The following is a 9,107-nucleotide window of genomic DNA, read 5'->3' as shown; positions in this document are numbered from 1 at the left end:
CAGGGCTAAGGCGAACTGTTTTGATGGGAGATATAGGCTGCGTCGAGCTGATCGACCAGCTCCTCTTCCCAAACCGCCAGACGGATACGATGCCGCAGTTGCCATGCCAGGATATCCAGGCTGCTCAAGGGATTGACCGCCATGCCGTTTTGCCGCTTGCGGCTCATCTGCACGAAAAACTGCCACACATGCGCCAGTTCAAACGGCAGTTGCGCGCGAACGGGAGCCTGCGGCTCCCGGTAGAGTGGATGGCGCTTGGCGGCATCCAGGTGCTCGCCTTTCGCATTGCCATCAGCCGCCTTTGCCGAACGCTCAAACTGTTCCTCGGCAAAGAGCAGCAAGGCGGCGGCTAGACCGTCAAAAAATTGCCGTCCGCCTCGAGTGCGGCCAGCACTTTTTCCTGCCAGGACGGCATTTTTTCAAAAATCGCCTTCAGCAAAGCCGGGGAAGGCTGTACCGGGACGCCCTTGTCGACGAAACCAGGCATGCCCACCACCACCGCGATGGCGATCTTCATGTTGCGGTTTTCCGCCAGGTCATACAGTTCCGCGGCGCCTTCGTCGGTCTTCGCGTCGATTTGCTTGCTTTTTCGCACCGAGCGCTTGATCGCCACCACCGACGTTTCGCGAATCACGGCACGGTACTGGTCGGAATTTTTGCTGACGATTTCAAAGCCCGCCTTGTGTGCGCCGTCTTCGTCAAACAACACTGACACCAGGTGCACCTGATCCACCGATTTGTTGCCATCATTCAACAGGGAAATATCAAAACCAGCCGAGGCGATCATTTGTGCGTTGTTCATATGTATTTTCTTTCTTGATTGAGGTAAAAGTAAAAAGGCCGCCATCAAGGCGGCCCCGGGTCAAGCGTCAGCTGCTTACAGCGCGCTGTCCTGGATGGTCAGGGTGGTCGCTTCGTGCTGCGCGTCCGCGCCCTTGTAGCGCAGGACGTCGAAGGCGCAGGTGACGATCTTGTTTTTCTCGCCGTCGTCGATCTTGGCCGAGGTGATCTTGATGCGGCCCATGGCCAGCGCCAGCACGTCGGCGGTCGGCGCCGTGCCCGACGCCATGGCGTAGGCCAGCGGGATTTCCGTCTCGGACTTGAAGTAGTCGAGGTAGGTGGCGTCCTGCAGCAGCACCGTGAACTGGCCCGAGCCCATCACCTTGCCGCGCGAGGCGGCCGTGGCGTACTTCGAGCCGATCACCGGGTCGACCTTGACCTGGCCATCCAGCGAAACGGACATGCCGGTGCAGATCTGCGACGGGATGCCGTTCACCGACAGCATGGCCGTGGCGCCCGAAAACTTGCCGGAGCCAGGTGCGGCCAGCGGCGCGGGGAAGTACGGCACGGCCGTGGTCGGGCCTTCCGCCTTGCCCATCAGGGTGAAGTCCAGGCTGGTGATGCCGTTCGGCTGCACGGCGATATCCATCTTGCTGACCAGCTGGTCGACGAAGCTGCGGTGCACGCCGATCTTCGGGTCCTGCACTTCGGCCGTGAACCAGTCGGTGGTATGGCCTGTCAACGGGGTGAAGCTGCGCTTGCCCACGGCCGCCACGCCGACCGAGTCGCCGGCCGCCTTGACGATCATGGCCGAGCCGTCCATGAACTGGCCATTCAGGTTGGTGGCCGTCACCGACGTGACGAAGAAATTCTTCGCGTTGTTGGCGGCCGCCGGCACCGTCATGCCGGTGATGCGCACCACGCTGCCGGCGCGGAAGCCTTCGCTCAGCCAGGAACCGGCACTGCGCGTCAGGCCGGAGGCTGCCGCGGCGATGGTGGTTTGTGCGGCAGCCACGCCGCCTGCCGTGAAGTCGCGGCGCAGCAGCGCCGCCATCAACGGCGCATACGTGCCGCACGCCGCTTCGGCCTTGATGGCGCCCGTGGTGCGGAAATTGCCCAGGCGGGTATCGCCCTGCTGCTGGCTGGCGTCGATTTCGGCGCTCGCGTATTTGTCCGCTTCCGTGTCGAAAGTGGCTGTGACGCGGGGATAAATCTGGCCGCCGCCGGCGGCGGCCTTGCTGCCTTCGGCGCTTTGTTTGCTGATAACGATCAAGCTGTCGATGCCGTTTGCTGTCGATGCCATAGTTGTAAAACCTTTCGTGAGATAAAAAAAGACCGCCAGAGGCGGTCTTGGGGAAGGAACTGCGAATAATCAGGAAGACAAAAACCCGCGCGCGGTGAGGCGGCGGGCTGGCGTCCGGATGGCGCGGGGCCATGCCGGACGGAAGGTGGACGAAGGGGCCATGAAGGCCGTTCGCTGCGCTGAGTTCCCCTATCGGTGTCGCGCCTTGGGCGCGTCTATTACGAGTGGAGAAGCATGTGGTGTACTGCGGTGCTGCCGGTGTTGCTGTTGCTGCGTGATCGAGACTCTATTGTAGGGGCGTTTTTTCCAGTGCCAGGCATATTGCAGAAAATTTGTCAGTGGCCGAGGCGGCGCATGGCGCGGGCGCCGTGCGACTGGAAGATGCCTTCCAGTTCGCTGACCATATCCTTGATGCGTTCGAGCTCGAAGCCGCCGGAGCAGCTGATGGCCGCTTCGCCGGCGCCGTGGCAAGCCTTGCAGACGACAGGCGCGCCGGCCTGCATGGCAGCGACGACGCCCGTGCCGTGGCAGACCTTGCATTTGCTGTCGAGCCAATGCGCGAGCGACGCTTCGGCAACGCGGCGGTACAAGGTATTGGCCGCCTGCGCATCCCAGGCCGTCTGCGCCTTGACCCAGCGCCGCGCACGGCCCTTCTGCGTCACGGCAGCCGTCCAGGCGCGCAGCAACTGCGCCAGGTTGCCCGCATTGCCTTCGAACAGGCGGCTGACGGTGCCGTCCGCATACTTGACGCGGCACAGCAAGGCACCCATGTCGCCGGCCAGCGCGGCCGCCGCGATAACATCCAGGTCGTGGTGGACGGCATCGTCGCGCAAGTTCTGCGACGACAGCGATGCGATGAATTTTTCTGCAAACCCCATGATTTCTCCTCGTTGATACTAATCGTTATTCTGTGCCGGGCCAAACAGCGCCGCCACCAGCGGATCGCGGTGCGCCGTGCCGCGTGCCCAGCTGGCCGTGCGGCGCACTTGCGGCGGCAGTTCGGCCCAGCCATCGACCTCGTCATCCTGCTCGCCCAGCGCGTACAGGGCAGGCCGCTGGCGTCCCGGTTCCGTGCAATGGCGCTGCGCCAGGTGGATCTGTCCCATGCCGCACATGTGGCGCAAATAGCGGCTCATGGTGCCCGCATCGAGTCCCAGCAAGGCGGACAATTGCGCCGCGCTGGCCTGGCCCTGCTCGCGAATGTACTGCGCGATGCGGGCGATATGCAGCTGCGACTTCTTGCTGCGTCCCTGTAACTGGCGCCCCTGCCGCGGCGCCACCCTGCTTTCAACCAACTGACTGCTGTTCAACATCTGCCTGACCTCCCGTGGTGTCGCCAACCGGCAGACGCTGTAGTGCGTTTGCGACAGGCAACGAGTGGACTTTATCAATCGCTAATGTTAAAGTCAAGCATTTGGTAATTTATCAAACGGTAAATTTCAGGTTTAATGTGGAGATGAATATGTATCAATACAGACGCGACCGCCTGCTGGCCCTGATCCGCGAGCACTACGACAACACGCGCAAGAAAATTTCCGACGTCAGCGGCTGGAGCGAGGCACGCATCTCGCAAATCCTCTCGCCCACCTACCGTGAGGGCCGCGCCTTCAGCGAAAAGATCGCGCGCAAGCTGGAAGCGGACCTGCAGTTGGACAGCATGTACTTCGACCAGGGTGCGGCACCGGACCAGGTGACCATGGCCGCGCGCGCGCTGGCAGGCGTGCAGGCCGTGGTGGTGGAAGATGGCGAGGATGAACGCTTCTACCCGATCCGCAAGGTGAAACTGCGCCTGTCGGCAGGCATCACGGGCTTTGCCATCGAACCGGAAACGCACGACGGCAGCACCATCAGCGTGCCGCGCAGCTGGGTCGAGCGCAATGGCTACCATCCTGAAAAACTGGTGGCGATCAAGGTCAAGGGCGAGAGCATGGAGCCGGCCCTGTACGAGGATGACGTGGTGATCATCAACACGGCCGACAACCGGCCAGCCGACGGCATTGTGTTTGCCATCAATTATGAAGGCGAGCCGGTGGTCAAGCGCATGGCGCGCGATATCGGCGAATGGTGGCTGACGTCGGACAACCCCGACCAGCGCAAATACCATCGCAAGCTGTGCCGTGGCAATGAATGCCTGATCGTCGGCAGGGTCGTGCGCAAGGAAAGCGACCGCATTTGAACGCGAAGTTTATCGATTGATAAACTTCGCTTGCTTCCTGGCGCTTACGCCAGCGCCGCCTGGATCTGCTGCAGCGATGCCGGGTCGTCCATCGACGTCAGGTCGCCCGGGCTGCGCCCTTCGCAGATGGCCTGGATCGAACGGCGCAGCAGCTTGCCCGAGCGCGTCTTCGGCAGCTGCGACACGAACAGCACGCGCGCAGGCCGCGCCACGGCGCCCAGCTGGCGGTCGACGACGGCCATCACTTCGCGCTCCAGCACCGCTTTCGCTTCGACGCTGTCGAAACCGCGCGGATCCTTCAGGATCACGAAAGCCATCGCCACCTGGCCTTTGAGCTTGTCTTCCACGCCCACCACCGCCACTTCCGACACGTTCGGGTGGCTGGTGATGCTTTCCTCGATTTCGCGCGTGCCCAGGCGATGGCCGGCCACGTTGATCACGTCATCGGTGCGGCCCAGAATAAAATAATAGCCATCCGCATCGCGCAGGCCCCAGTCGAAGGTGGAATACACTTGCCGGCCGCTGAAGGTGGACCAGTAGGTGTCGACGAAGCGCTCGTCATCACCGTAGACTGTCTGCATGCAGCCCGGCGGCAGCGGGCCTTCCAGTACCAGCACGCCCTTCTCGTTGGCGGCGCACTCCTCGCCCGTCGCTTCGTTGAGCAGCTTGACCTGGTAGCCGTACATGGCCAGGCCGGGGCTGCCCAGGCGCGTCGGGGTATCGGCCACGCCTTTCGCCACCGAGAGAATCGGCCAGCCCGTCTCCGTCTGCCAGTAGTTGTCGATGATGTCCACTTTCAGTTCATCGGCGATCCACTGCGAGGTGGTTTCGTCGAGCGGCTCGCCCGCCAAGTACAGCGCCTTCAGGGAAGACAGGTCATATTTGCGCATCAGTTCCACCGGGTGCTTGCGCAGCACGCGGATGGCCGTCGGCGCCGAGAACATGCGCGTGACCCTGTATTTTTCAACGATGCTCCACCAGATGCCGGCATCGGGACAGATGGGCAAGCCTTCGTACAGGATGGTGGCCATGCCGGCGATCAGCGGACCATACACGATGTAGGAATGGCCCACCACCCAGCCGATATCCGAGGTAGCAAAGAAGGTTTCACCGGGCTTGCCGCAGAAGTTGTACTGCATCGACGATGCCAGCGCTACCGCGTAGCCGCCCACGTCGCGCTGCACGCCCTTCGGTTTGCCCGTCGTGCCCGAGGTGTACAGCACATACGACGGCTCGTTCGATTCGAGCCAGGCGACGGGCACCTGCGCGTCCATGTGCTGCTCGCGCAGAGCCGCGTAATCGACGTCGCGGCCGGGCGTCAGTTCCATCGGCACGAGATGCCGGTCGACCAGCAGCACCTGACGCGGCTTGTGCGCGGCGATGCGGATGGCTTCGTCGAGCAGCGGCTTGTAGGCTATCGCCTTGCCATTGCGCGAGCCGGCATCGGCGGAGAACACCAGCTTGGGCTGCGCATCGTCGATGCGGCTGGCCAGGCTGTTGGCGGCAAAGCCGCCGAACACCACGGAATGCACGGCGCCGATACGCGCGCAAGCGAGCATGGCGAACGCCGCCTCGGCGATCATCGGCATGTAGATCAATACGCGGTCGCCCTTGCCCACGCCCAGCGCCAGCAGGATGGCGGCGCAGCGCTCCACTTCGCGCTGCAGCTCGCGAAAGCTGTAGCTGCGCTCGGTATTGGTCTCGGTGGAAATGGCGATCAGCGCGGCGGCATCGCCCTGGCTTTCCACCCAGCGGTCAACGGCGTTGTGGCACAAATTGGTGGTACCGCCGACGAACCACTTGGCAAATGGCGGGCGGGAATAATCGAGCACTTGCGAAAACGGGGTGTTCCAGTCGATCCTGTCCGCTTCCTCGCGCCAGAAAGCGTCAGGTGTGTCGATCGAGCGTTGATAAAATGCTGCGAAATTCATGTCTCCTCCGGTAGTCGTGCAACCTTGTATCGGGCTTGGGCGAACTGGTCTGGCCGCCGCGCTTTTGTGTTCCACCTGTGTATCACCTGTATATCGTCTGCCTGCGCAGCTCTTTTTTATCTGTGGATGGGGGCATCCTCCAAAAATTTTTCAAACAGTTTTTTCGAGAACGCGAACATCTCCGGCTGCGCAGCCACGCAGGCGCGACGCTCGGCCGCAATCCTGTCGCGGTTCGCCGCCAAGGTGGCGCCGGTCAGCGGCATGCCAAACTGGCCGTCGTCCGGCGCGCTATCCTTTTGCGTCATGATGCGCTGCATGACGATGTCGCCCAGCGCCTTCTTGAAGTGTCCTGCTTCCCAGTACCACCGCGTGCTGGCGTGGCGCTGCTGTTGTGTGGGAATCGGCTCGCAGTTGTACGGACCAAAGCCACTGAAATCGGTCACCGTGATGCTGGCCGACGGGTTCATTTTTTTCACTGCCGCCACTTCCAGCACAACCTGCCGTTTCCACTCGTCGAACAGGGGCCACAGGCCTGCCCCTTCGAACAGGGTAAGCATCTGTGCGTGATACGGATAGATCACCAGTTTGACATCCGCCTGCGTGGCCGCCATCGCCAGCAAGAAGTCGTGCAGCAATTGAAAATCGCCGTCGGCAAAATCGGTCGTCGACATTTTGACAAATCGAGCGGCACTTTTCTGTGCCCGATGCTTGAACACCTTGTAATAGCCATCGCGGACCACTTGCGCGCCATAGTCCAGCGCGGGATTGAGGCCGCTCGGCGCCATGGTGAACGCCGTCCTGTCATGCTGTATGAGCGGAGTCTTCACGGCGTCCTTCACCGAGGCCAGAGAAAACAAGGTATCGAAACGCCAGAATCCGGCAACATGGCCGGACGGCGCCTCTGTACGCGCCGGCGGCGCGATGGCCGGCTTCAGAAAGTCGATGAACTCAAGTCCCACGATCACCGTCCCCGGCTTGATGCCTGCCTGCGACAGTTGCGCGAACTGGCTGATGGCCGTGGCCATTCCGGTGCCGGGAATCCCCATATTGTAGCCGGCACCATGCATTGCACCAAATGCAGCGGCACGTGGATCGAAGCCAATCTCCGCGCGCGAATTGCCCAGGATGATGAAGCGCGGCTGCAGGCGCAGCGCGTGTTCGTGCTTGATCTGGCTCTGGTAGCGTTGCAGGCCAGGCTTGACGGCGTTGAAATTGACGCGCCTGACCGCGCCATACAGATTGTAGGGGTCGACAATGTACACAAAGGCGCATATCAGGCATGCGCAGGACAGCATCACCAGCACCAGAATGGACAGATATCGGCCGTACGATGGTCTTGTCATTTCATCGATCCCCGTCAGAACTGGAAATACAGGAAATCGGCGGGCCGGTTCAGGGCCAGGATGCCCGCCAGCGCCAGCAGCGCGATGGCGGCCGCCCACGCAGGCGAGGCGCGCCACGTCAGCAGGCGCGCCATGTCCCGGCTTGCCGTTCCTGCAGTGCGCGCACGCCGGAAATCCAGCGCCGGTTCGCAGCGGCGCATGATTTGCTGCGTGTTCGGAAAGGCAAAGGCCAGCAGCGCGGCGACGGCTATCCACGCCCAGGTCTCGACGAAAAGACGTCCACCGCCCAGATAAAACGTCGTGCCTATCGTCTCCAGCAGATGCTGCAGCGACGGCACGCCGCTGGCCAGCACATCGGGCACGGCCACGCCATAGCTGCCCGCCATACCCTGCAGGATCGTCCATGACGTCGCCATGTCCGGGGCGCGGAAAAAGACCCACGCAACGCAGACGGCGGAAAAAGTGACGAGGGTGGCCACGGTTTTCCAGGCGCGACTATCGAGCGGCAGATGCAGCCGCCGCGCAGCCGCGCTCCAGGCCTTGTGGATGGCCAGGTAGGCGCCATGCAGCGCACCCCAGACGAGAAAATTCCATCCGGCGCCATGCCACAAGCCGCCCAGCACCATGGTGATCATGAGGTTCAGGTAGCGCCGCGCCGGCCCGCAGCGCTTGCCACCCAGCGGAATATACAGGTAATCGCGCAGGAAACGCGACAGCGTCATGTGCCAGCGGCGCCAGAATTGGGCGATATTGCGCGATTTATAGGGCGAATCGAAATTGAGCGGCAGGCGCACGCCAAACAGGCGCGACAAACCGATGGCCATGTCGGAATAGCCGGAAAAATCAAAGTACAGCTGGAAGGTGTACGCCAGCACCCCGCCCCAGGCGAGCAGCAGCGAAGGTTCGGCTGGGGCATCGAACAGCGGCGCCGCATACGGGCCGACATTGTCGGCAATTAACACTTTTTTTGCCAGGCCGATGAAAAAGATCGTGCTGCCGATAGCGATGTTCCGGGCCGAGAGCCTGAATATCCGCCTGTCGGCAAACTGCGGCATCATTTCCTTGTGATGCAATACAGGGCCGGCGATCAGGTGAGGGAAATAGGTAACGAACAGCAGATAATGGACAAAGCGGCTTTCCTGCGCCTTGCCCTGGTAGGTATCGACCAGGAAGGCGATCTGGGTAAACGTAAAGAACGAGATCCCGATAGGCAGCACCACGTGCAGGGCGGGCAGCGGTTGCGCCAGCAATTGCGCCAGGCTGGCCACAAAGAATCCCGCATACTTGTAATAGGCGAGCAGCCCCAGGTTGGCGGCAATGGCCACGATCAACAGGCCCTTGCGGTGGCGGATGCGTCCTGGCCCAAGCAGGGCGGCGCTGCCGTAATTGAAGAGGATGGAGCCGAGCAGCAGCGGCAGGTAGCGGTAATCCCACCAGCCATAGAAAAACAGCGAGGCGCAAGCCAGCCAGGCGGCGGCCCACAACTGGCTGCGCCGTCCCAGGATGAAAAATCCCGCCACCGTGATGGGCAGATACGCAAACAGGAAGACGTAGGAGTTAAATAGCATCAATTC

The 9,107-nt window shown here is 62.0% G+C and carries 9 protein-coding genes; 1 reads left to right on the top strand and 8 read right to left on the bottom strand.

What is annotated here, in order from left to right; translation table 11 throughout:
- Positions 1-5 precede the first annotated feature (5 nt).
- The 5 genes from IGS58_RS09405 to IGS58_RS09385 form a co-directional block, all read right to left on the bottom strand.
- A complete protein-coding gene (locus IGS58_RS09405) occupies positions 6-341 on the bottom strand; it encodes a phage tail assembly chaperone (protein ID WP_070257666.1) in 336 nt (111 codons plus the stop codon).
- Between the two features lie 8 nt (positions 342-349).
- Positions 350-847: a hypothetical protein gene (locus IGS58_RS09400; protein WP_230521177.1), complete on the bottom strand. Its 498-nt coding sequence runs from the start codon at positions 845-847 to the stop codon at positions 350-352.
- Positions 848-877: 30 nt separating this feature from the next.
- Positions 878-2,083, bottom strand: a complete 1,206-nt coding sequence (locus IGS58_RS09395; RefSeq protein ID WP_230521176.1) for a phage tail tube protein — start codon at positions 2,081-2,083, stop codon at positions 878-880.
- A gap of 335 nt (positions 2,084-2,418) precedes the next feature.
- Positions 2,419-2,961: a zinc finger-like domain-containing protein gene (locus tag IGS58_RS09390; protein WP_034783962.1), complete on the bottom strand. Its 543-nt coding sequence runs from the start codon at positions 2,959-2,961 to the stop codon at positions 2,419-2,421.
- A gap of 18 nt (positions 2,962-2,979) precedes the next feature.
- Positions 2,980-3,396: a FeoC-like transcriptional regulator gene (locus IGS58_RS09385; RefSeq protein WP_230521175.1), complete on the bottom strand. Its 417-nt coding sequence runs from the start codon at positions 3,394-3,396 to the stop codon at positions 2,980-2,982.
- Positions 3,397-3,545: 149 nt separating this feature from the next.
- Between IGS58_RS09385 and IGS58_RS09380 the strand changes: the two genes are divergently transcribed.
- Complete coding sequence (locus tag IGS58_RS09380) at positions 3,546-4,259, top strand: S24 family peptidase (RefSeq protein ID WP_052140253.1); 714 nt, start codon at positions 3,546-3,548, stop codon at positions 4,257-4,259.
- Positions 4,260-4,303: 44 nt separating this feature from the next.
- Here the strand turns inward: IGS58_RS09380 and IGS58_RS09375 are convergent, their stop codons facing one another.
- The 3 genes from IGS58_RS09375 to IGS58_RS09365 form a co-directional block, all read right to left on the bottom strand.
- Entirely contained in the window at positions 4,304-6,190 is a 1,887-nt protein-coding gene (locus IGS58_RS09375) for a propionate--CoA ligase (protein ID WP_230521174.1), read from the bottom strand.
- A gap of 116 nt (positions 6,191-6,306) precedes the next feature.
- Positions 6,307-7,494, bottom strand: a complete 1,188-nt coding sequence (locus tag IGS58_RS09370) for a hypothetical protein (RefSeq protein WP_230521173.1) — start codon at positions 7,492-7,494, stop codon at positions 6,307-6,309.
- 53 nt (positions 7,495-7,547) lie between these two features.
- Positions 7,548-9,101 (bottom strand): MBOAT family O-acyltransferase, encoded by a 1,554-nt coding sequence (locus IGS58_RS09365; protein WP_230521172.1) that lies wholly within the window; start codon positions 9,099-9,101, stop codon positions 7,548-7,550.
- Between the last annotated feature and the right edge of the window lie 6 nt (positions 9,102-9,107).

The sequence above is a fragment of the Janthinobacterium sp. EB271-G4-7A genome (assembly GCF_020858075.1).
In the GTDB taxonomy this organism is placed as follows: Bacteria; Pseudomonadota; Gammaproteobacteria; order Burkholderiales; family Burkholderiaceae_D; genus Janthinobacterium; species Janthinobacterium lividum.
This window is presented reverse-complemented; position numbering and strand designations above follow the sequence as displayed.

What these genes read in the sequence shown, in the direction of transcription:
- IGS58_RS09400 (WP_230521177.1), bottom strand. Translation starts at nt 847, where the DNA reads ATGGCGGCCTTTTTACTTTTACCTCAATCAAGAAAGAAAATACATATG.
- IGS58_RS09395 (WP_230521176.1), bottom strand. Translation starts at nt 2,083, where the DNA reads ATGGCATCGACAGCAAACGGCATCGACAGCTTGATCGTTATCAGCAAA.
- IGS58_RS09385 (WP_230521175.1), bottom strand. Translation starts at nt 3,396, where the DNA reads ATGTTGAACAGCAGTCAGTTGGTTGAAAGCAGGGTGGCGCCGCGGCAG.
- IGS58_RS09380 (WP_052140253.1), top strand. Translation starts at nt 3,546, where the DNA reads ATGTATCAATACAGACGCGACCGCCTGCTGGCCCTGATCCGCGAGCAC.
- IGS58_RS09365 (WP_230521172.1), bottom strand. Translation starts at nt 9,101, where the DNA reads ATGCTATTTAACTCCTACGTCTTCCTGTTTGCGTATCTGCCCATCACG.
- IGS58_RS09390 (WP_034783962.1), bottom strand. Translation starts at nt 2,961, where the DNA reads ATGGGGTTTGCAGAAAAATTCATCGCATCGCTGTCGTCGCAGAACTTG.
- IGS58_RS09375 (WP_230521174.1), bottom strand. Translation starts at nt 6,190, where the DNA reads ATGAATTTCGCAGCATTTTATCAACGCTCGATCGACACACCTGACGCT.